General features: G+C 71.7%; 15 protein-coding genes. 12 read left to right on the forward strand and 3 right to left on the reverse strand.

Going from position 1 to position 21,475, the window contains the following annotated elements:
- Positions 1-22 precede the first annotated feature (22 nt).
- The 6 genes from VGJ24_RS08180 to VGJ24_RS08205 all read left to right on the forward strand — a co-directional run bounded on the left by VGJ24_RS08180 (position 23) and on the right by VGJ24_RS08205 (position 8,351).
- The gene (locus VGJ24_RS08180) at positions 23-2,137 is read left to right on the forward strand and encodes a hydantoinase/oxoprolinase family protein (RefSeq protein WP_331500034.1); all 2,115 of its coding nucleotides are present in this window, start codon (positions 23-25) and stop codon (positions 2,135-2,137) included.
- Positions 2,134-4,047, forward strand: a complete 1,914-nt coding sequence (locus VGJ24_RS08185) for a hydantoinase B/oxoprolinase family protein (RefSeq protein ID WP_331500035.1) — start codon at positions 2,134-2,136, stop codon at positions 4,045-4,047. Before VGJ24_RS08180 ends, VGJ24_RS08185 begins: the two co-directional genes overlap by 4 nt.
- Before the next feature lie 210 nt (positions 4,048-4,257).
- Complete coding sequence (locus tag VGJ24_RS08190) at positions 4,258-5,127, forward strand: hypothetical protein (RefSeq protein ID WP_331500036.1); 870 nt, start codon at positions 4,258-4,260, stop codon at positions 5,125-5,127.
- Between the two features lie 54 nt (positions 5,128-5,181).
- Positions 5,182-6,114 (forward strand): carbamate kinase, encoded by a 933-nt coding sequence (locus tag VGJ24_RS08195; protein WP_331500096.1) that lies wholly within the window; start codon positions 5,182-5,184, stop codon positions 6,112-6,114.
- Between the two features lie 25 nt (positions 6,115-6,139).
- Complete coding sequence (locus VGJ24_RS08200) at positions 6,140-7,258, forward strand: ring-opening amidohydrolase (RefSeq protein WP_331500037.1); 1,119 nt, start codon at positions 6,140-6,142, stop codon at positions 7,256-7,258.
- A 301-nt stretch (positions 7,259-7,559) separates the two neighbouring features.
- A complete protein-coding gene (locus tag VGJ24_RS08205; protein WP_331500038.1) occupies positions 7,560-8,351 on the forward strand; it encodes an HAD-IIA family hydrolase in 792 nt (263 codons plus the stop codon).
- Between the two features lies 1 nt (position 8,352).
- Here the strand turns inward: VGJ24_RS08205 and VGJ24_RS08210 are convergent, their stop codons facing one another.
- Positions 8,353-9,519 carry a CoA transferase gene (locus tag VGJ24_RS08210; protein WP_331500039.1) on the reverse strand — a complete coding sequence of 389 codons (1,167 nt, stop codon included), beginning with the start codon at positions 9,517-9,519 and terminating at the stop codon, positions 8,353-8,355.
- A 63-nt stretch (positions 9,520-9,582) separates the two neighbouring features.
- Here VGJ24_RS08210 and VGJ24_RS08215 point away from each other — a divergent pair, with 63 nt between their 5' ends.
- Together VGJ24_RS08215 and VGJ24_RS08220 are read left to right on the forward strand one after the other, a co-directional pair.
- Positions 9,583-12,837, forward strand: a complete 3,255-nt coding sequence (locus VGJ24_RS08215; protein WP_331500040.1) for an ATP-dependent DNA helicase — start codon at positions 9,583-9,585, stop codon at positions 12,835-12,837.
- Entirely contained in the window at positions 12,834-16,037 is a 3,204-nt protein-coding gene (locus VGJ24_RS08220; protein WP_331500041.1) for an ATP-dependent DNA helicase, read from the forward strand. Before VGJ24_RS08215 ends, VGJ24_RS08220 begins: the two co-directional genes overlap by 4 nt.
- Here VGJ24_RS08220 and deoD read toward each other — a convergent pair.
- Together deoD and VGJ24_RS08230 are read right to left on the reverse strand one after the other, a co-directional pair.
- Positions 16,015-16,731: a purine-nucleoside phosphorylase gene (deoD, locus tag VGJ24_RS08225; RefSeq protein ID WP_331500042.1), complete on the reverse strand. Its 717-nt coding sequence runs from the start codon at positions 16,729-16,731 to the stop codon at positions 16,015-16,017. The genes VGJ24_RS08220 and deoD overlap by 23 nt on opposite strands.
- 10 nt (positions 16,732-16,741) lie before the next feature.
- Positions 16,742-17,710: a glycosyltransferase family 2 protein gene (locus VGJ24_RS08230; protein ID WP_331500043.1), complete on the reverse strand. Its 969-nt coding sequence runs from the start codon at positions 17,708-17,710 to the stop codon at positions 16,742-16,744.
- A 165-nt stretch (positions 17,711-17,875) separates the two neighbouring features.
- Between VGJ24_RS08230 and VGJ24_RS08235 the strand changes: the two genes are divergently transcribed.
- From VGJ24_RS08235 to VGJ24_RS08250, 4 genes are read left to right on the forward strand one after another with little or no spacing between them, the layout of a single operon-like run.
- Positions 17,876-19,057 carry a hypothetical protein gene (locus VGJ24_RS08235; protein ID WP_331500044.1) on the forward strand — a complete coding sequence of 394 codons (1,182 nt, stop codon included), beginning with the start codon at positions 17,876-17,878 and terminating at the stop codon, positions 19,055-19,057.
- A 60-nt stretch (positions 19,058-19,117) separates the two neighbouring features.
- Positions 19,118-20,380, forward strand: coding sequence for a hypothetical protein (locus VGJ24_RS08240; RefSeq protein WP_331500045.1), 1,263 nt, complete (start codon positions 19,118-19,120; stop codon positions 20,378-20,380).
- 49 nt (positions 20,381-20,429) lie between these two features.
- Positions 20,430-21,173 carry an acyltransferase gene (locus VGJ24_RS08245; protein ID WP_331500046.1) on the forward strand — a complete coding sequence of 248 codons (744 nt, stop codon included), beginning with the start codon at positions 20,430-20,432 and terminating at the stop codon, positions 21,171-21,173.
- Complete coding sequence (locus VGJ24_RS08250; RefSeq protein WP_331500047.1) at positions 21,095-21,475, forward strand: hypothetical protein; 381 nt, start codon at positions 21,095-21,097, stop codon at positions 21,473-21,475. The genes VGJ24_RS08245 and VGJ24_RS08250 overlap by 79 nt, the downstream gene beginning before the upstream one ends.

A 21,475-nucleotide genomic window follows, 5' to 3' on the forward strand; every position in this document is an offset into this window, starting at 1 on the left:
CCTGCCCTGCTTGAATCGGGGGATGGAGACGCGCCGGATCAGGGTCGGGATCGACACCGGCGGCACGTTCACCGACGTGGTCGCGCTCGACGAGGACACCGGGCAGTTGGTCACCACCAAGACGCCGTCCACGCCCGCCAACCCGGCGGACGGGTTCCTGGCCGGCATCGACAAGGTCCTCGACCTGCTCGACAACCCCGGCGGGGAGTCTCTCTCGGCGGTCAGCCACGGCACCACCGTCGCCACCAACCAGCTGCTCGAGGGCAAGGTCGACCGGCTCGGCTTCGTCACCACCGAGGGGTACGACGCGATGCTCGAGATCGCGCGGCAGTCGGTGCCCGACGGTTACGGAAACTCCTACTTCTGGGTGAAGCCGCGACGGATCGTCCCCCGCGACCTGGTCCGCTCGGTCGGTGGCCGGCTCGACTTCACCGGTGCCGAGGTGAGGCCGTTCGACGAGGACGGCGCCCGCGTGGTCGCCCGGTGGTTCCGCGACCGCCGCGTCGACACCCTCGGGGTCTGCTTCCTGCATGCCTACGCCAACCCGGCCCACGAGGAACGGATGCGGGAGATCCTCGCCGAGGAGCACCCCGACGCGGTCGTGAGCATCAGCAGCGAGGTGCTGCGCGAGTACCGCGAGTACGAGCGGGCGATGACCACTCTCGTCGACGCGGCGGTCAAGCCGCGGCTGTCGGCGTACGTCACGAACATCAGCGCCCGGCTGGCCAGCTACGTCAGCGGGGACGCCGGTGAGCGCCGCGTGCCGTTCTACGTGATGAAGTCCAACGGCGGCGTGCTGAGTGCCGACGAGGTCGTTCATCAGCCGATCACGACCGTGCTCAGCGGGCCGGCGGCCGGGGCGCTCGGGGCGGCCCTGATCGCGAAGGTCGCCGGCTTCGACCGGGTGCTGACCTGCGACGGCGGCGGGACGTCGACCGACGTCTCGGTGGTCGTGGGCGGCGAGCCGACGCTCACCACGGAGGGTACGGTCGGTGCGTTCCCCAGCAAGATCCCGATGATCGACGTGGTGACCGTCGGGGCCGGCGGCGGCTCGATCGCCTGGCTCTCGCCCGAGGGCGCGCTCAAGGTCGGGCCGCGGTCGGCGGGCGCCGACCCCGGGCCGCTCTGCTACGCCAAGGGCGGCCGCGACGTGACGATCACCGACGCGCACGTGGTGCTCGGCCGGATTCCCCCGCATCTCCTCGGCGGCGAGATCCCGCTCGACGTCGCCGCAGCGCAACACGGCGTCGAGGAGCTGGCCGGGAGGCTCGACCTGTCGGTCGAGGCGGCGGCGGTCGGCGTGCTGGAGATCTCCGCCTGGAACCAGGCCAACGCGCTGCGCCAGGTCACGGTCAAGCGTGGCCTGGACGTCCGCGACTTCACGCTGACCACGTTCGGCGGCTCGGGGTCGCTGCTGCTGTGCCGGCTGATGGACATCCTCGGCATCCCGACCGTGCTCGTGCCGCCCGACCCGGGGAACGTGTCGGCGTTCGGGCTGCTGACGGTCGACGTGAAGAACGACTACGTGCAGACCCAGGTCGCGCTCGACGACGCACTCGACGTCGCCGCCCTGCGCACGTCGTACGACGGGCTGACGGCGCGGGCGCGCGACGCCTTGCTGCGTGAGGGCTTCGCCGAGGCCGAGCACGTCTTCCTGCGCACCGCCGACCTGCGCTACTTCGGCCAGGCGTTCGAGGTGCGCGTGCCGGTGCCCGACGGCGAGCTCGACCGGGCAGCGCTGGACGGCGTCGCCGAGGCGTTCCACTCCGAGCACCGCGGCCTGTACGGCTACGACTTCGCCGGCGACCCGAGCCAACAGGTCGAGTGGGTGAACCTGCGGGTCTCCGGCATCGGCCCGATCACCCGCCCCGAGATCCGCCCCATTTCCGGGTCGTCCGCCTCACAGGCCAGTAGAGGTCCCTCTCAGGCGGACGACCCGAGGTCACGCTCTGTCTGCTTCGACGCCGACCGGGGGTACGTCGAGACGCCCGTCCGCTGGCGGACAGACCTGAGCCCCGGCACGACCGTGGCGGGGCCGGTGATCGTCGAGGAGTACGGCTCCACGGTCCCGGTGCATCCCGGCTTCACCGCCACCGTCGACGACTTCGGCAACCTGCTGGTCAGGAGCGACCGATGAGCCGTCGCATCCCGACCGCCTTCCCCTACGGCCACCTCACGACGGACGCCGGTGCCGGCGCCGACCCGGTCCTTGTCGAGATCGTCCAGGGCTCGCTGGCCAGCGTCGAGGCCGAGGTCGAGACCGCCATCGCGCGGACCAGCCGCAGCCCGATGATCCGCGACGCCCACGACTTCCGCGCGGGGATCCACGACCGGCTGCTGCGCAAGCTCACCGGCCGGTCCTACTCCGCGCTCGTGCATCCGGTCGCCCGCGACTTCCCGCTCGAGGAGATGCGCGAGGGCGACGTCTTCTTCCACAACGACGTCTACCGCTCGGAGGGCGGCATCGGACACCTGCCCGACCTGTGCGTCACGGTTCCGGTGTTCGCCGACGGCCGGGTGGTCGCGTTCGTCCAGGCGTTCGGGCACCACGACGACATCGGCGGCGCCGTACCCGGCTCCATGCCGAGCGCGGCGACCAGCGTGTTCGAGGAAGGCCTGATGGTGCCGCCGATCCGGCTCTGGGACGCCGGCGTCCCCAACCGCGCGGCGCTGTCGATCATGACCCGCAACTCCCGGATGCCCGAGTCGCTGGCGGCCGATCTGGACGCCGAGTGCTCGGCCTGCCTGATGGGCGCGCGCCGTCTCGGCGAGCTCTTCGAGCGGTACGGCGTGCCCGAGGTCGAGTCCTGCTTCGACGCGATCCTCGAGCGCACCACGGAGACCTACCGCCGCGAGATCCTGGCCAAGATCCCGGTCGGGTCGTGGGTCTGGGAGGACTACGCCGAGCACGACGGCGTCGACGAGCCGCGTCTGCACACCCAGCGCATCACGCTGACCCGCACGAGCCCGGACGACCCCGACGGCGAGCGACTGGTGCTCGACTTCGACGGCACCGGACCGCAGGCCAAGGGGCCGATCAACCACTGCGGCGACTACAGCGACGGCGTGTTCCTGAAGAAGTGGCTGGCGCCGATCCTGCGCAACCTCGCCGACACCCCGGAGCGGATGGCCGAGCTCGACGTCAACGAGGGCGTCGTACCGCTGATCGAGATGCGCTTCCCCGAGCCCGGCACCCTGCTCACCCCGGTGTTCCCGGCGCCGACGAACGCCCGCACCTTCGTGATCCTGCGCCTCCTCGGCGTGCTCTCCGGGGTGCTCGCCAAGGCGGTCGACGGCCGGATGCCGGCCGACCAGGAGACCCTCCGCTACACCGGCGGGTACGGCGAAGACGTCGAGGGCCGCCCGTACCTGATGCGCGAGGTGCTCGGCGGCGGTTCCGGTGGTCGCTACTACGCCGACGGCGAGGACACCATCCACGTCGTGCCCGACTCACGGAACCTGCCGACGGAGTTCACCGAGGCGCGCTTCCCGTTCCGGGTCGAGGCGCTCTCGCTCGCGACGGACAGCGGGGGAGCGGGCCGGTTCCGCGGAGGGCTCGGCTACGAGAAGCACATCCGGATGCTCAAGGACGCCCACTTCATGTCCATCGCCGACCGGTCGATCCTGTCCTGCTGGGGCGTCACGGGCGGGAAGGCGGGCCGCCCGTTCCAGGTGACCATCGACCCCGGCGGCCCGGGCGAACGCGAGGTCGATGCCCTGGCGGACGCCGAGCCCGTGCGCGCCGGCGAGGTGATCCGCATCCGGACCACCGGTGGTGGCGGCTGGGGCGATCCGCTCGAGCGCGATCCGGACCTGGTCGTTCGCGACGTGGTCTGGCGGAAGGTCTCGCCCGAGGCCGCGCTGGCCGACTACGGCGTGGTGCTCACCGGCTCACCCGGGTCCGAGGACCTGGCGTACGACGCAGCGACCACCGCCACGGAGCGCGCGGGTCGGTCCCGGTCGACCGAGGCGTTCTTCGACCGCGGCCCGGGCTACGCGCGCCTCGCCGGGGGCGCGTCGTACGCCGACGTGGACGTTCTGGACTGACGGCTCGGACGGACGAGATGCCGGGACCCCCCGGTACCCGGCATCTCGGGCGGGCGTCCCCCACTCGATCGAGCACCCGCGGTCGCAGCGTAGGCGTTTGCTCGTCACTTATCCCCGCCGCCAGTTGTGTGATGGGGGCGATCCGCGTTGTCATGGGCCCGTCCACCTGCGGCGCACCACGTCGCTCATCGGGAGGAGGGACACCCGACCATGAGGCACCGCGGCTTCTCGGAGGCGTTCGGCGACGCCGTGTCGGAGCGGGGGGTGAGCCTGGCCTGGCTCCACCATCGGCTCGTGGAGAGCGGCCACCCCGTCAGCCCGGCCGCGCTCAGCTATTGGCGCTCGGGGCGGAGCCAGCCCGAGCGGGGCACGTCGCGGGACGCGCTGGTCGAGATCGAGCGGCTGCTGCGGGTGGCACCGGGGAGCCTCTCCGCCAGGCTTGGGCCCTCGCGTCGCCCGGGGCCGCGGCCCGCCGAACGGACTCTGCAGGAGATGTTCGCGGAGAACCCCGGCATGCAGCCCGCGCTTGCCGAGCTCGGCTTCGACGGCTTGTACGACGAGCTGATCGAGCAGGTGCGGCACATCACCGCCGACGTGGGCGCCGACGGCAGGATCAGGGAGTTCCGCGTGCGGGCGGTGATGCAGGCCCGGCGCGACGGCGCACGTCGTACGCCCCTGATCCTGACCGCCGAGGATCAGAGCCAGCTCCCGCGTTTCGTCCCCACCGCCGGCTGCTTGCTCGGTGCGGCGGCGATGGATCACGACAGCGGGGTCTACGCGACCGAGCTCGTGCTCGAGCGGGCGCTCGCCAAGGGCGAGCTGCACCCCTACGAGCTCACCATCGAGCTCGCCGACCCGGAGGACGAGACGTTCCTCGACCACTACGCCGCACGGCGGCTGAGCGAGCTGCTGGTGTGGGTGCGGTTCGACCCGGACCACGTGCCGATGCACGTGGAGCGCTACTCGATCGTGGGCCACCACGAGGTCAGCGAGAAGCTCGACCTCGGCGAAGGATCCACCGCGCACGCCGTGGCCCGTGGGTTCGGACCGGGCATCCTGGGACTCCGCTGGGGCTGGTGAGGCGACCTCCGTGGATTTCGGCTCGGCGGCCACTACCGTCGGCCTGTGCGAGTGATGCTGGCGCTGGGCGGGAACGCGATGACGAACGCCGACGGGCGCGCACGCGTGGAGGACCAGATCGCGGCGGCCGAGGTCGCGATGGCGGCGGTGGCGGAGCTGATCGCGCACGACGTCGAGGTCGTGATCACGCACGGCAACGGCCCGCAGGTGGGCAACCTGCTGGTCAAGAACGAGCTCGCGGCCGCGGTCGTGCCGCCGGTGCCTCTCGACTGGTGCGGCGCGCAGACCCAGGCCACCCTCGGGTTCGTGCTGATGGACGCCCTCGACGCGGAGCTGGCCGAGCGCGGCGTCGACAAGCGCAGCGCCACGGTCGTGACCCGCGCACTGGTCGACCCGAACGACCCCGGCTTCGTGAAGCCGACCAAGCCGATCGGCCGCTTCCTGCCGGCCGACGAGGCGCAGATGCTGATCGAGCACGGCGAGGTCTGGCAGGACCGTGGCGAGAAGGGGTGGCGCCGCGTGGTCGCCTCACCCGAGCCCCTGGACATCCTGGACGCGCCGGCGGTGCTGGAGCTGATCCGGGCCGGGTTCGTGGTCGTCGCCAACGGCGGCGGCGGGATCCCCGTCGTACGCCGTGAGGACGGGTCGCTGTCGGGCGTGGAGGCCGTGATCGACAAGGACCTCGGGGCGGCGTTGCTCGGTGTCCTGGTCGGGGCGGATGTCCTCGTCGTGGCGACCGACGTACCCCAGGCGGTGCTGCGGTACGGCACTCCGGAGGCCGAGCCGGTCGGACGGGTCACGCTCTCGCAGATGCAGGCGTACGCCGAGGAGGGCCACTTCGCGAGCGGCTCGATGGGCCCCAAGGTCGACGCAGTCTGCCGCTTCGTGCAGGGCACCGACCTGCCGGGTGTGATCACCAGCCTGGACCGGATCGTCGACGCGGTGGTCGACGTGGGTCACACGGGGACGGTCGTCGTTCCGGACTGAGGACCGACCTGCAAGGATCGCGACCATGTCGACACAGCCCTCTGCCATCGAAGTACGCAAGGTCCCGATCCACTCCGTCTCCGACGCCTCCGAGCTGACCAAGCTGGTCGACGACGGCGTCATCCGGGCCGACCGCGTGGTCGCGATCATCGGCAAGACGGAGGGAAACGGCGGCGTCAACGACTACACCCGGATCATCGCCGACCGGGCGTTCCGCGAGGCGCTGGTCGAGAAGGGCGCTGACCCGGACGCGGTCAAGGAGATCCCCATCGTCTGGTCCGGCGGGACCGACGGGGTGATCAGCCCGCACGCGACGATCTTCGCCACGGTCCCCGAGGGTGAGGCGGAACAGACCGACGAACCGCGTCTCACGGTCGGATTCGCGATGAGCGAGCCGCTGCTGCCCGAGGAGATCGGACGGCGGGGCATGATCGAGAAGGTCGCGGCCGCGGTGCAGGCCGCCATGGAGCGGGCCGGCATCAGCGACGTGGGCGACGTCCACTACGTCCAGACGAAGACGCCGCTGCTCACGATCGACACGATCCGCGACGCGAAGAGCCGGGGGCACGACGTCTTCACCGAGGACACGCTGATCTCGATGGACGTCTCCAACGGCGGTACGGCGCTGGGCATCGCGGTCGCCCTGGAGGAGATCGACATGCCGGACGACAGCGACGTACTCCGTGACCGGTCGCTGTACTCCTCGGTGGCCTCGTGCTCGTCCGGGGTCGAGCTGGACCGCGCGCAGGTCGTCGTGGTCGGCAACGCTTCGGGCGTGGGCGGCCGCTACCGGATCGGGCACTCGGTGATGACGGACGCCCTGGACGCCGACGGCATCTGGGACGCGATCCGCTCCGCCGGGCTCGACCTGCCCGAGCGCCCGCGCACCGAGGACCTCGACGGCCGGCTCGTCAACGTCTTCCTCAAGTGCGAAGCCTCGCAGGACGGTCATGTCCGGGGCCGCCGCAACGCGATGCTCGACGACTCCGACGTGCACTGGCACCGCCAGATCAAGGCCGCCGTGGGTGGCGTCACCGCCGCGGTCACCGGCGACCCGGCCGTGTTCGTGTCGGTCTCCGCCGCCCACCAGGGTCCCGACGGCGGCGGCCCGGTCGCCGCCATCGTCGACCTGGGCAAGCGCTGACCCGCCAGTAGTGTGCGGGCCCAGAGCGCTGACCCGCCGTAAGTGTGCGGCCCGAGGTCGCTGACCCGCCAGAAGGTGTCGACCCGTCGTCACCCGGCGCGGGCGTGCCTCGCTACGGGCTGCTCGGCTGTCACCGGTCGGACAAGGGCGGATCCTTGGCCGGTGCGGACCTCTCAGGCGGATCAACGTTCTCCGGGCGCACGCTTCGGGCGGGTCAGCGTTCTCCGAGCGCACCCTTCGGGCGGGTCAGCGTTCTCCGGGCGCACGCTTCGGGCGGGTCAGCGTGCGGGAGGATGGACCCATGAGCGAGGCGCGCCCGGTCCACACCTGGCTGACCGACATGGACGGCGTGCTGGTGCACGAGGAGGACCCGATCGCCGGGGCGGCGGAGTTCATCGAGGCGCTCAAGACCAGCGGCGTGACGTACCTGCTGATCACCAACAACTCGATCTACACCCCCCGCGACCTGCGGGCACGGCTGCTCGGCAGCGGCATCGACGTGCCCGAGGACCGCATCTTCACCTCGGCCCTGGCCACGGCCGACTTCCTCGACGAGCAGCGCCCCGGCGGCTCGGCGTACGTCGTGGGCGAGAGCGGCCTGATCACGGCCATGCACGACATCGGCTACGTGATGACCGACCGCAACCCCGACTACGTCGTGCTCGGCGAGACCCGCACCTACTCCTTCGAGGCGATCACCAAGGCGATCCGCTTGATCGAGAACGGCGCGCGCTTCATCGCCACCACCCCCGACGCCAGCGGCCCGAGCCACCAGGGCACGCTGCCCGCGACCGGCAGCGTGGCCGCACTGATCAGCACCGCCATCGGCCAGCGGCCATACTTCGTCGGCAAGCCCAACCCGCTGATGATGCGCAGCGCGTTGAACCGCATCCAGGCGCACTCCGAGACCACGGTGATGGTCGGCGACCGGATGGACACCGACATCGTCAGCGGTCTGGAGGCCGGGCTCCGCACCGTCTTCGTCGGCACCGGCTCGACGCGACCCGACGACGTGCCGCGCTTCCCCTACAAGCCGACCAAGGTCGTCGACTCGGTCGCCGACCTGGTCGACCTGGTAGCGGAGTGGGCCTGACTCACTCCTCGAGCCAGGCCCGGATCACGTCGGAGTGCTCACCGAGCAGCGGCGGAGCGACGTGCGTCTCACGCCCACCCGAGTAGACGTTGTCGTCGAACCGCAACGGTGACCCCGAGAGCCGCAAGGATCCGTACGCCGGGTGGTCCACCTCGAGCACCAGGCCCTGTGAGAGCACCTGCTCCCAGGCGTACACGTCGTCCATCGACCGCACCTTCCCGGCGGGGATGCCGGCCGCGAGCATCAGGTCGAGCCAGTGCTCGGCCGGCTCGGTCGCGAAGTGCTCCTCGATGACGCCGATCAGCTCGTCGCGGTGGGCGACCCGGTCGCGGTTGGTGGCGAAGCGCGACTCGTCCGGGTCCATCTCCACCGCGGCGGCGAACTTCCGCCACAGGCCCTCGGACCCGACCGCGACCTGCACCGGTGCCGAGCCGGTCGCGAACATCCCGTACGGCGCGATCGCCGGATGGTGCGCTCCGGACACGCCGGGCACGCGACCGCCCTGCAGCCACGCAGTCCCCTGGAAGGCGTGCACGCCGACGACCCCGGCCAGCAGCGACGTCCGGACCACGCGGCCATGGCCGGTGCGGTGCCGCTCGTGGAGCGCGGCCACGACGCCGTACGCGAGGTTCATCCCGGCGAGGAGGTCGGCGATCGGGACGCCGACCTTGGTCGGCTGCTCGATGCCGGTCACCGACATCAGCCCGCCCTCGCCCTGCGCGATCTGGTCGTAGCCGGCGCGGTGCGCCTCGGGGCCGTCGTGCCCGAAGCCGGTGATCGAGCCGATCACCAGCCGCGGGTTGAGCTCGTGGAGCCGCTCGACGGTGAAGCCGAGGCGATCGAGGGTGCCGGTGCGGAAGTTCTCCAGGAGCACGTCGGCGCGGCCCACCAGCGCGGCCAGCACGTCGGAGTCGGCCGGGTCCTTCAGGTCGAGGACGATCGACTCCTTGTTCCGGTTCGCCGACATGAAGTACGTCGAGTCCTCGTGGTGGCCGCCGGCTTCACCTGCCCAGGGCGGTCCCCACGCGCGGGTGTCGTCGCCGGTGGTGCTCTCGACCTTGATCACCCGTGCGCCCAGATCACCCAGCATCATCGCCGCCTGTGGCCCGGCCAGGGCCCGGGTCAGGTCGACCACGAGCAGGTCCGACAGCGGACCGTTCTCCGTCATGGCGGCCAACCTAGTGGGGCATGACCCCCGGAAGGCGTCGGCGTCGGATGGTTGGGTAGGGCCATGCCGGAGCACACGACGTACCGCCTCGTGACGCCGGCCACCCTCGACTCCCAGCAGATCGGCAAGCCGGTCGACCTCGACGCCGACCAGCGGCGTGTGGTCGACCACGAGTCCGGTCCGCTGCTGGTGCTGGCCGGGCCCGGCACGGGCAAGACCACGACCCTGGTCGAGGCGATCGTCGACCGCATCGAGCGGCGGGGCGCCGACCCGTCGCAGGTGCTCGCGCTGACGTTCTCCCGCAAGGCGGCCGAGCAGCTTCGCGATCGGGTGACGGCCCGCCTGGGCCGCACCACCGGGTCGGCGATGTGCTCCACGATCCACTCCTTCGCCTACGGGCTGATCCGGCGCTACGCCCCGCGCGAGCTCTACCGCGCACCCCTGCGACTGCTGTCCGCGCCCGAGCAGGACGTCGTGGTCCGCGAGCTCCTGCAGCGGCACGACGAGTCCGTGGCCTGGCCGCCCGACCTCGACCGCGCCCTCGAGACGCGCGGCTTCGCGCGCGAGGTGCAGATGGTGCTCTCCCGCGCGCGGGAGAAGGGGATGGAGAGCCACGACCTGGTCGCCCTCGGCGAGCGTGAGGGCCGGCCGGAGCTCGTCGCCGCCGGCCGCTTCCTCGCCGGCTACCTCGACAACCTCGACGATCAGTCCGCCACCGACTACGCCGACCTGATCCGCCGCGCCGTCATCGAGGCTCACGTCCACCGCGACGAGCTGCGCCGGCACTACCACCACGTCTTCGTCGACGAGTACCAGGACACCGACCCCGGTCAGGTCGACCTGCTCCGCACGCTCGCCGGCGACGGCGGCGACCTGGTCGTCGTGGGTGATCCCCACCAGTCGATCTACGGGTTCCGTGGCGCGGAGGTGCGCGGGATCCTCGAGTTCCCGGCCGAGTTCCCGCGCGGCGACGGCACACCCGCGCCCGTGGTGTCCCTCGGTACGACGCGGCGGTTCGGCCCCCGGCTGCTCCTCGCCACCCAGCGCGTGGCCGGCCGGATCGGCCTGCCCGGCGCCATCGACGTCGAGGCTCGCGCGTCGTTCCTGTCCCCGGTCGCAGCCCCGGGCAGCGACGAGGGGCTGGTCAGCGTGCGCACGTTCGACACCGAGCGCGCCGAGGCCGAGCACCTCGCCGATCTGCTCCGTCGTGCTCACCTGGAGGATGGCGTCCCGTGGGACCGGATGGCGGTCCTGGTCCGCTCGGGGCGCACCAGCATCCCGCCGCTGCGCCGGGCCCTCGGCGCCTCCGGAGTGCCGGTCGAGGTGGCCAGGGACGACCTGCCGCTCGTCCGGGACCCTTCCGTCCTGCCTCTGCTCGACGCCCTGCTCGCCGCGGTCAACATCGGCCTCGACGACGAGGAGTCCGCCGACTACGTCGATCCCGCGCGCGCCGAGTCGTTGTTGCTCGGACCGCTCGGCGGTCTCGACGCCGGCGACGTACGCCGTCTCTCACGGTTGCTTCGCACACGCGAGAAGGACGCCGCGCGGGCGACCGGCAGGATGCCGCTCACCTCACGCGAGCTGCTCCGACTGGCGGTGCTCCGCGACGGGTTCCTCGACCAGGTACCCGGTCCCGAGGCCGTCGCCGCCCGCGCGCTGCATGCGCTGGTGCGGCAGACGTCCGACGACCTGGCCGCCGGGGGCACGGCCGAGGAGGCGCTGTGGCGGCTCTGGTCGGCCACCGACTGGCCCGCCCGACTACGCCGTGCCGTCGACCACGGCGGAGGAGCAGCCCGGCGCGCACATCGCGACCTCGACTCCGTGGTCGCGCTGTTCGACGTCGCCGCGCGTGAGGTCGAGAAGCGCGACACCGCCGCGGTCACCGGTCCCGCCGGCGTCCGCGACTTCCTCTCGCGCCTGGTGGCCCAGCAGATCCCGGCCGACACCCTCGCCGAGCAGGGGGTCCGCGGCGCGGCGGTCCGGCTGCTCACCGCACACCGGTCCAAGGGCTTGGAATGGGATCTGGTCGTGGTCGCCCACGTCCAGCAGGACGGCTGGCCCGACCTGCGCCGACGCTCCACGATGCTCCAGGCCGACCGGATCGGCCGGGGAGAGCTGGTCCCGCCTGTCACCGCCCGCGAGCTGCTCCAGGAGGAGCGCCGCCTCTTCTACGTCGCCTGCACCCGCGCGCGCTCCCGCCTCGTCGTCACGGCGGTCGCGTCCGCGGAGGACGACGGGGAGCAGCCGTCGCGGTTCCTGTCCGAGCTGGGCGTCCCGGTCGAGAACGTCGAGGGCCGGCCGGCCAGGCCGCTCTCGCTCGCCGGGCTGGTCAGCGAGCTGCGCCGTACCGTCGCCGATCCCGACACCGCACCCGGCCTCCGTGCCGCCGCCGCCCGGCGGCTGGCCCGGCTGGCCGGCGAGACCGTCCACGAGCGACCTCTGGCACCCCAGGCCGACCCGTCGGCATGGTGGGGCACCCGCAGCGCGACCCGCTCGGTCCGGCCGGTGCGCGACCCCGACCAGCCGGTGCCGGTGTCCGCGTCGATGCTCGAGGCGGTGATGGTCTGCCCCACCCGCTGGTTCCTGACCACGGAGGCCGGCGGCGCGGGTGCGGGCCACCAGTCGGCCAACATCGGCCAGCTGGTGCACGCCCTCGCCCAACGCGTCGCCAGCGGCGAGGCGGAGCCCGACCTCGACCTGCTGATGCGCCAGGTCGACGACGTGTGGGGCCGACTGCACTTCCGTACGCCGTGGTCGGCAGCTCGCGAGCACGAGCGGATCGACCTGGCCCTCGGTCGCTTCCTCGCGTGGCACGAGGCCAACCCGCGCACCCTGATCGGCACGGAGCAGAAGTTCGAGACCGTGGTCGAGCTCGACAGCGGGGAGCGGGTGCGCCTCCACGGGTACGCCGACCGCCTCGAGCTCGATGCCGACGGCCGGGTCGTGGTCGTGGACCTGAAGACCCAGAAGACGGCGCCCACGGGCCCTGGGGTCCAGCGGCACGTCCAGCTCGGCGTCTACCAGTACGCCGTCGACCACGGCGCGGTCGACTCACTCACCCCCGCCGGCCACGCCGAGTCCGGTGGTGCCGAGCTGGTCCAGCTCGGTCTCCCGGACGTCGACTCCGCGGTCGTGCAGCAGCAGCCGGCGTTCCCCGACGACGGCCCGGAGAGGAGCGCGCTGCGCGCCGGTCTGGAGCGCGCGTCGTCGCTCGTCCGGCACGAGACGTTCCCGGCCGTGGCCGGCGACCACTGCCGCGACTGCGACTTCAAGCCCATCTGCCCCATCCAGGGTGCGGGGTCGGTGACGAGCCGGTGACCATCCGCACGCCGGAGGAGCTGGCCGGCTTGATGGGTTGGGACTTCGCGCCCAGCCCCGAGCAGTGGGAGGCGATCCGAGCGCCGTTGGCTCCCGCCGTCGTGATCGCCGGCGCCGGCTCCGGCAAGACCACCCTGATGGCCGCCCGGGTCGTCTACCTCGTCGCGACCGAGCAGGTGCGGCCCGACCAGGTCCTCGGGCTCACGTTCACGACCAAGGCCGCCGGCCAGCTCCGGTCGAAGGTCCGCGACGCGCTCCTCGCCGCCGGGCTCCTGCCCGAGCCGAGCACCATGACCAGCACCATGACCAGCACCGACACCGACGACACCATCGAGCCCACGGTCGCGACGTACAACGCGTACGCCGCGAACCTGCTGACCGACCACGGCCTCCGCATCGGGCACGAACCCGACACCCGGGTGCTCTCCGACGCCTCGCGCTACCAGCTGGGTGCTCGCGTGGTCGAGCGGCACACCGCCGAGGTCCGGTTCCTGACCGATCACCCGCCGACCGCGATCCAGAACCTCCTCGCCCTCGACGGTGCGATGAGCGAGCATCTCGTCTCGCCCGACGACGTGCTCGGCTTCGACCGCGAGGCCGAGCAGGCCTTCCTGCGCGCGTTCGAGGAGGAGCAGGCCGGGAAGCGACGCAAGACCTACCTCGAGGCGCCGGCCAAGGCGATCAACGCGATCGAGCGTCGCCGCGAGCTGATGGACCTCGTGGTGGGATACCGACGCCTCAAGCGCGAGCTGGGGCTGATGGACTTCTCCGACCAGATCGAGCTCGGGGCGCGACTCGCCGTGGAGCAGCCCGAGGTGGGCGAGATCGAGCGCGAGCAGTTCCGGCTGGTCCTGCTCGACGAGTACCAGGACACGTCCGTGGCCCAGGCCACGATGCTGTCCCGGCTGTTCGGCGACGGCCACGCCGTCACCGCGGTGGGCGACCCGAACCAGGCGATCTACGGCTGGCGCGGCGCCTCGGTGTCCAACATCCTGCACTTCGCCGACACGTTCGCCGCCGGCTCGGCCGCGGTCTTCCCGCTGACCGTGAACCGACGCTCCGACCGGCGCATCCTCGAGGTCGCCAACCGGCTCGCCGAGCCGCTGTACACGGCGTACGCCGGTCGGGTGGTGCGACTGGTGGCCGAGCCGGACGCCGGCCGCGGCGAGGTCTCGACCCGGGTGCTGCCGACGCACGCCGACGAGCTCGCGTTGCTGGCTGCCGAGGTGCAGACCGCCCACGACGCGGGCGCCGTGTGGTCCGACATCGGGGTGCTCACCCGTGACAACGCGCACGCCGCCGACGTCTTCGACGCGCTCACCGCGCGCGACGTCCCGGTCGAGATCGTCGGGCTCTCCGGGTTGATCCGGCTGCCCGAGGTGGCCGAGGTGGTGGCCACGCTCCACCTCTTGAACGACGTCACGGCCAACGCCGCGTTGCTCACGCTGCTCACCGGGCCCCGCTGGGCGGTGGGCCCACGTGACCTCCGGCTGCTCGCCCGGCGCGCCGCCTCGCTGGCCGGCCGCGATCCGCGTGAGGCCGCCACGCTCGCCGACCAGCTCCTCGCGATCGCCGACGGCATCGACCCCGCCGAGCTGGCCGCGCTCGGCGACGCCCTCGACTCGCCCGGAGACGCTCCCTACTCGCCCGAAGCACTCGACCGCTTCCGCCTGCTCGCGGCCGAGCTGCGCCACCTGCGGGCGAGCGTCGGCGAGCCGCTCCTCGACATCGTCCGCCGCATCATCGACACCTCCGGTGTCGACATCGAGCTGGCGTCCGCCGTGTCGCCGTCGGCGGCGGCTCGTCGTGACAACCTCGACCTCTTCGTGAAGGCGGTCGCGGAGTTCCAGGCTGTCGACGGCGACGTCTCGCTGTCGGCGTTGCTGGCCTACCTGACGGCCGAGGACGACCAGGGCAACGGGCTCGACCTGGCCTCTCCGACCGCGGCCGACTCGGTCAAGCTCCTCACCGTCCACCGCGCGAAGGGGCTGGAGTGGGCTCACGTGTTCCTGGTCGGCGTCTGCGAGACCCGCTTCCCGTCGAACAGGTCGCGCACGCTGTGGACCTCCTCACCGGCCGTGCTGCCCGCATCGCTGCGCGGTGACGCGGGCGACCTGCCCCAGCTGCGCGGCCACGACAAGGCGGCGCTCGACGCCTACCGGGCGGACACGCGCGCGCACGACCAGGAGGAGGAGCTCCGGCTCGGGTACGTCGCGTTCACACGCGCCGCTCACCGCCTCAGCGTCACGTCGTACCTCTGGAGCCGACGGCCGACGCCGTTCGGCCCCTCGCCGTACCAGGTGGTGGTGCGCGACCAGCTGGCGGACTGGGGCGAGCCGTTGGAGCCGGGGCACTGGCTGGAGAAGCCCGCGAAGGGCGATCCGAACCCGTACGACTCCGTCGACCCGTCCCGTCCGTGGCCCGAGCCCGGTCCGGGCCGGGAGGCGGCGCTCCGGCTCGAGGCGGCGCGTGCCGTGCGCGACGCCGACCCGGCCGCACCCGACGACGACCTCGACGTCGTCGAGGCGGCCCGCGTCGCCGATTGGGACGACGAGCTCGAGCGACTCGTCGCCGAGGCGCGTGCCGACCGTGGCCGGGTGATCGACGTGCCTCTTCCGGGCTCGTTGTCCGCGACCGCCCTGGGCCGGCTGCGGAGCGATCCCGAGACGTTCGCCCGCGAGCTGGCGCGGCCGATGCCGCGACCACCCTCGCCGGCAGCCCGCTTCGGGACGCGGTTCCACGCCTGGGTGGAGGCGAGGTTCGGCCAGCCGGACCTGTTCGACCCCGACGAGCTGCCCGGGCAGGCGGACGCCGGCATCGACTCGGCCGACGACCTGGCCGACCTGATCGCGACCTTCGAGCGCGGACCGTTCGCCGAGCGCGCGCCGGCGGTCGTCGAGGCGCCCTTCGCGCTGGTGCTCGGCGGCCAGGTCGTCCGCGGGCGTATCGACGCGATCTACCGCGACGACTCCGGAGACGCCGACTACCTGGTCGTCGACTGGAAGACCGCCCGCGCCGAGACCGCCGACCCGCTCCAGCTGGCGATCTACCGGCTGGCCTGGGCCGACCTGGCCGGCGTACCGGTCGAGCGGGTCCGCGCGGGCTTCTACTACGTGCGCTCCGGCCGGTTGGTCGAGCCGGCGGGCCTCCCCGACCGCGCCGCCCTCGAGGAGCTGGTCAGTCTCCGAGCGCAGCGGTGAGCGCGATCTCGACCATCTCGCCGAACGTCTGCTCGCGTTCGGCGGCGGTCGTCTCCTCGCCGGTGACGACGTGGTCGGAGACCGTGCAGATCGCGAGCGCTCTGCGCCCGTGCTTCGCGGCGAGCGTGTAGAGCGCGCTCGCCTCCATCTCGATGGCGAGCACGCCGTACTCCGCCATCCGCCGGGTGAGCTCGGGGCGGGACGCGTAGAACGAGTCGCCGGAGAACAGCAGCCCGACGTGCGCGGCCGTGCCCGACGACAACAGATGCTCGGCCGCATCGACGGCGCCGCGGAGCAGCCCGAAGTCGGCGACGGGGGCGTAGTCGAGCCCCTCGAACGTGATCCGATTCATGGCCGAGTCCGTGCAGGCGCCCGAGGCGATCACGACGTCTCGGATCGCCAGCTTCTCGGTGAGAGCACCGCACGAGCCGACCCGCACGACCGTCTCGACGTCGTACGACGTGAACAGCTCGTGGGCGTAGATCGCCAGCGACGGCTGACCCATCCCCGACCCCTGGACCGAGACCCTCCGGCCGCGCCAGGTGCCGGTGAAGCCGAGCATCCCGCGGACCTCGGTGTAGCAGCGGGCGTCGTCGAGGAACGTCTCGGCGATCCACCTGGCCCGCAGCGGGTCGCCAGGCATCAGCACGACCGGCGAGACCTCGCCCTCGGCCGCTCCGATGTGGGTGCTCATGCCGGGGTCTTCAGGGTCGGGTCTCCTCGTCGCGGCCGCGGGCCATCAGGGCCAGCGAGTACAGCGGGCGATCCTGGGTCTCGACGTACACGCGTCCCAGATAGCTCCCGATCACGCCCATCATCAGCAGCTGGATGCCGCCGAGCAGGAACATACCGACCGTGATGAACGCCCAGCCGGGCACCGTCTTCGCGGGCATGAAGATGCGCACCCACACGACGAACAACGCGCCGATGCCACTGAGCAGGGAGATCAGCATCCCCATCCGCGAGATCAACCGGAGCGGGAAGGTCGAGAACCCGAGGATCCCGTCCGCGGCCAGCTTCACCATCGTGCGGAGCGGGTACGACGAGCTGCCGGCGTGGCGGGAGTCGCGGTCGAACGGCACCCCCTCCTGCCGGAACCCGACGTTCGCCACGATGCCGCGCAGGAACCGGTCGTGCTCCCGGTAGCGGATCACCTCGGCCACCACCTTGCGGTCCATCAGCCGGAAGTCGCCGACGTTCCGCGGGATGTCCACGGACGCCAGCCGCCGCAGCAGCCAGTAGAAGACGTACGCCGTGCCCCGCTTGAACGTCGGGTCCTTCCGGGTACGCCGCTGCGCATACGCGACGTCGACACCGGACTCCCAGCTCTCGATCAGCTGCAGGCTCACCTCCGGGGGGTCCTGGAGGTCGGTGTCCATGATGATCACCGCGTCGCGCCCGGCGGCCGCGTCGAGCCCGGCCGTGACCGCGATCTGGTGCCCGAAGTTCCGGGCCAGGGAGATCACGGTGACCCGGTCGTCGGCCGCGCGCTGCTCGAGCAGCAGGTCGAGCGACGCGTCCCGGCTGCCGTCATCGACGTACACGAACTCGAAGTCGAGGTCCGGCCGCTTGTTCGTCGCGGTGACCAGGGCGTCGTGGAACGTGCGGATGCCGGCGGCCTCGTCGTGCACCGGCAGCACATAGGCGACCAGTCGGCGGGCGGCGGTGTTCATCGGTCGTCTCCAGTGGTGCCGGGTCGGTGGTGGGGATGACGCGAGGATAGGTGCTGGTGGCTGTGCGGGGAGTGTGACCCGCGTGAGTCGCACCCGTGGATCGTCTGTGCGGACTCCCGGCGATCCGGGCCGTCGGCCCGCCCGGCGCGTCTATGCTCGCTGCCCGTGACGCGAGGCCGGCACGTGCCGTGGTGGGTGGTGCCGCTGGTGATCTTCGCGGCGACGCGGGTCCTGGGCGCGCTGCTGATCGTCCTGGTCGCGCGCGACCAGATTCCTGCCTCGCAGCTGCCGGCCGACATTCCGCTGCCGACTCTGGTCGACCCCGCGTCGTACCTCCACGTGATCGCGAACTGGGACGGCCAGTGGTATCGCCTTGTCGCGGCCCATGGCTATCCGACCGACCTGCCCTCGTCCCACGGCGTCGTCCAGCAGAACGCCTGGGCCTTCTACCCGCTCTTCCCAGCGCTGGTACGGCTTGTGATGGTGCCCGGGTTGTCGTTCGGGCTCGCCGCGTCGGTGGTCAGCGTGGCCTGCGGCGGGGCCGCGATGTGTCTGCTGTACCGGATGCTCGTCGCCGGGACCGGGCGGTACACGGCTGCGCTCACGGTGCTGGCGCTGTGCTCGGCACCGGCCGCGCCGATCTTCCAGGCGGCGTACACCGAGAGCCTGGCATTCCTCCTCGTCCTGGTCGTGTTGTGGGCACTCCAGCAGGACAGGTACGTCGTCCTCGCGCTCGCCGGCATCGCGGTGTCGCTGACCCGCGGGATCGCGCCTGCCCTCGTCGTGGTGGTGGCCTGGGAGTACCTCCGGCGCCGAAGGGCGGAGGAGTCCTTTCCGGCGGCGGATCGGCGGGGGCTTCTGCTGAGCGGGCTGGTCGTCGCCCTGTCGGCGTTGGTGTGGCCCATCGTCGTGGGCGTCATGACCGGTGACGCGAGCGCGTACTGGAAGACCCAGAAGGCCTGGGCGACCGTCGCTGGCAACGACGCGGACTCCTGGCTGGTGTCGCTCCCGCACAGTCCGGGCCGCGCCGTGGTGGTCGTCGGGGGGCTGTGTCTGCTCGTGCTGGCCTGCCTGCGGGCCCGGAGTTGGCCGCGGGTCCTGCGGATGTGGCCGGTGCCGTACGCGTTGTTCATCCTCGCGGTCACCCCGGCTACGGCGAGCGTGCTCCGGTTCTCGGTGCTCCTCGGCGCCCCCTGGTGGCCGGCCCCCGAGTGGAGCCGCCGACTGTCCTCGCCAGGTGGCCGCGCGGTGCTCGCGTCGGCCGTGCTGCTGGTCGGTCTCGCACTCCAGTGGTGGTGGCTCCGGACCTACTTCGTGATCGACCCGCACTCGCACGGGCACCCGTGACCTGCTGTGGAGTCTGCGATCTTCCAGCGGGAGAGCGTCCCCACGTGTTGTGATTTCGGCATGGCAGCGGAGGTCACGTCCCGGAGTCGGGAGTCGCTCGCGCCTACCACCTCGAAGGAGCCGTTGCTGAGCCCACGCGGCCGCAGCTGGTTCCTCGTCCCGCTCGCCATCTACCTCGTCTCCCGTGCGGTGGACGCAGTGCTGCTGCTCCTGACCGGCCGCGCGCAGTTCGACCCCTCCGGCCTGCCCGTCGCCTCGGGCCGCCCGCCGCTCGAGACCGGGCGGTCGTACGGCGATCTCGTCACCAACTGGGACGGCCAGTGGTACCGCTTCATCGTCGAGCACGGATACCCGTCGCACCTACCCACCGTCGACGGCGTCGTGCAGGTCAACCAGTGGGCGTTCTACCCGCTCTACCCCACCCTGGTGAAGCTTGTGTCCTGGACCGGGCTGCCGTTCGGCACGGCCGCGTCCTTGGTGAGCATGGCGTTCGGCGCCGCGGCCATGTGCCTGGTGTACCGGATGCTCTCGCCCACGCTGGGCGGCTTCGGTACCGCTCTCAGTGTGCTCGCGCTCTGCGTCGGTCCGGCGGCGCTCGTCTGGCAGATCGCGTACACCGAGAGCCTCGCGCTCTTCCTCGTCGTGGGCGCGCTCTGGGCTCTACGGTCCCGTCGCTACGGCTTGTTCCTCCTGGCGGCGGTCGCGCTGGCGTTCGCGCGTCCGATCGTCCTGCCGTTGGCGGCGGTCGCAGCAATTCACTGGTACGCGCGCTGGCGCGTCCGTCGCTCGGTCGACTTCCCCCGTCGGGACAGGATCGCGTCCGGGGTTGTGATCGTGGTGACGGCGGCGACGTTCCTGGCCTGGCCGCTCGTCGCCGCGGTGGTCACGGGGCGTCGTGACGCCTACTTCGTGACCCAGAACGCGTGGTACCGACATGACTCCGGTGGCTGGCAGACCTGGCTCGGGGCCATGGTGCACGGCTCCACCCCGGCACTGCGGGTCGTGATCCCGATGTTCGTGCTGGCCCTGCTCGCCGCGCTTCTCAGGCCCGCTGCCGCACGCTGGGGGAGCGAGCTCCGCTGCTGGTCGTTCCTCTACGTCCTGTTCCTGCTCGGCTCGACGCGCCCCACGACCAGCATCTTCCGGTACGGCGTCCTCAGCGTGATCCCGTGGTGGCCGTTCCCCGAGGTCGGGGATCGTGTCACCTCGCGTCGGGGCAGGTTGACCTTGTTCGCACTGGTCTTCGTCATTGGTGTTCTCGTCCAGGCGGTGTGGATGCGCTGGTACTTCGTGATCGGGCCAGCAGCGAAAGACCACCCCTGATCCCGGATTCTTGAGACGTGCGACGCGGTTTCCATCACGATTTGCTCTCATGAGCTCGCCTCCGGGTTTCCGTCTGGGGCGCCGTCCCGAGCTCGACGGCCTGCGCGGGGTGGCCATCATCCTCGTGCTCACCTCACACGTGGTCGCCTACGAGACGGGCGCCCGCCTCGACGCCCTCGGTGCCGCGGGCGTGGAGGTCTTCTTCGCCCTGTCCGGCTTCCTGATCACGGCGCTGCTGCTCGAGGAGCGCGCCGAGGGTCGCGTGCGGTTGTCCCGCTTCTATGAACGTCGCGCCCGCCGCCTGCTGCCCGCGCTCGCCCTGATCCTCGGTGCTCTCCTGGCGCTGCGCGCCGTCATGGCGACGAACATCACCCCTACGATCCAGCCGACGCTTTTCTACTACGCGAACTGGTCGATGATCTCCGGCCGAGACCTTGGATCGCTGGATCCGACCTGGTCGCTCGCTGTCGAGGAACAGTTCTACCTCGTCTGGCCCCTCGTGCTCCTGCTCGCTCTGCGATGGCGACGCGGCCCCGTCGTGGTCGCCTCAGTGGTGATCATCGCCTCGACCGCGCTCCGCTTCGCACTCGCCGATCCGGTCCGAGTGCACGCCGGTTCGGACACCCAGGCCGGACCTCTGGTCATCGGTGCCCTGCTCGCGATCCTCGCGCCGTGTCTCCGGCCTCTGCGGCTCCCGCGCCCGGACTTGTCCTCGTGTCCCTGTTCGTCTGGGCCGCGACGCCCTCTGACTACCTCGCCTTCCGCGTGGTGCCGACCGTCGTGCCACTGCTGACCGTGGTGGCGATCTGGTGCGCGTGCTCCCAAAGAGGGGGAGCGCTGGCCTGGTCCCCGTTGCGCTACGTGGGTCGCCGCTCCTATGCGCTCTACCTGTGGCACACACCCCTGCTCTGGCTCGTGGCCCTGGCGAGTGGCAAGAGCGTCACCTCTGCCGCGTGCGCCCTGGTGCTCACCTTCGCCGTCGCCGAGGCCTCCTGGCGGCTCGTCGAGCGCCGGTTCCAGGCTCGTGGGGGTCGGCGAGTGACGAGCCAGACCCATCCCGAGCCGGTGTCTGTGCCCACCGTCGCGCGGGACTAG

This window comes from Nocardioides sp., assembly GCF_036493135.1.
Lineage (GTDB): Bacteria > Actinomycetota > Actinomycetes > Propionibacteriales > Nocardioidaceae > Nocardioides.